This is a genomic window from Acinetobacter sp. YH16053 (genome assembly GCF_013417035.1).
Classification (GTDB): domain Bacteria; phylum Pseudomonadota; class Gammaproteobacteria; order Pseudomonadales; family Moraxellaceae; genus Acinetobacter; species Acinetobacter towneri.
Genome location: NZ_VPEP01000146.1, coordinates 1 through 1,183, shown reverse-complemented (window position 1 = coordinate 1,183; position 1,183 = coordinate 1). Strand labels below are relative to the sequence as shown.

The following is a 1,183-nucleotide window of genomic DNA, read 5'->3' as shown; positions in this document are numbered from 1 at the left end:
AAACGCTATAACAGCAAGAATCCTGAACGTGGCGGAGCTAAAAAAGACAATACCGGCAAGAGTTACCAGGAACGAAAAACCGATATTAAAGACCTACGCCAAAGATGGGCAGATTTATGCAACAGCCATTTAGAAAAACACCAAATTGACAGCCGTATTGATATGCGAAGCTACAAAGAGCAAGGCATAGAGAAAGAACCTGAAAAAAAACTGTTACCAAGCCAAGCCAAAGACCCTGAAATTAGGGAAGCCCTGCAACAGTCACGTACAGCCTATAAAGAGCTTGAGCGACTAGATTTAGGCGACCCGAAAAAAGACCTGAAAGACCTCAAAAACAGCCCTATCTCAGACAAAGAAATTAAACAGGGCATTGAGAGCTTTAAGGCTGATTTTGACAGCTTTAAACAGCTTGCCTTACAGCAGTACAAAGAACAGCAGAAATTAGAACGAGAGCAACAGAGAACAATGAAGTTTAGAGGGATGAGCCGATGACACCTGATGAAAAAAAGTTATATGCACTGATGGCAGTTGCAGAACAACAGCAGAACCTAGTCAATCAGGCTGTTAAAGAGCTTCAAATCACCGAAGAACGCATTCAAAAGGTCATAGCAGGGCAAACCCATAGTACCGTATCAAAATCGCTAAATACGGGCTTACAGGAGGGTACAGCAGAGCTTATCAAGACCGCCAAAGCACTTGGACATTTAAAAAACTCGATTGAATCAACCAGTGATCAATTTTCATGGAAAATCATCACCATCGTTTTAGGCATTTTCGCCATTCTTATGCTTGGCATCATTTGGCTGTTTAGTGTTTATATCAAACCTTTAGAAAATATCCCTCAGATCGAGAGCTTAAGACAGCAAGGTATCCAGTTTGATATTGGAAGCTGTACTGTTGGAGAGAAATCTAAACCGTGTGTTCGTGTGATGAAAAAGCAGTGCGGATATGGAAAAAATGGCGATTTTTGTGTCATAGACCCAAAATAATAGGCATATTTTTTATTTCACGAGAGGAAAAGAGGTAATCATGCCATTAATTGAATATTACGGCTTGTTATTTGAATGGCATGACCAAAAAATGGATTTAGTCTATCGAGGGCGAGAAATTACGTTCGAGGAGGTCTGTAGTATTTTCCTTGATCCTGCATTGATCTCTTTTGAGGATGTAGGACACTATGATG

The 1,183-nt window shown here is 40.5% G+C and carries 2 protein-coding genes and 1 pseudogene; all 3 read left to right on the top strand.

Translation table 11 applies throughout. The annotated features are described in order from the left end of the window. Positions 1–492: MobA/MobL family protein (locus FTV43_RS15685; protein WP_179995859.1), on the top strand; the 492-nt coding region annotated here is incomplete at its 5' end. Continuing rightward, positions 489–989: a hypothetical protein gene (locus FTV43_RS15680; RefSeq protein ID WP_179995858.1), complete on the top strand. Its 501-nt coding sequence runs from the start codon at positions 489–491 to the stop codon at positions 987–989. The genes FTV43_RS15685 and FTV43_RS15680, both read left to right, overlap by 4 nt. Before the next feature lie 40 nt (positions 990–1,029). Continuing rightward, a pseudogene (locus FTV43_RS16220) lies at positions 1,030–1,183 on the top strand (BrnT family toxin); the annotation flags it as partial.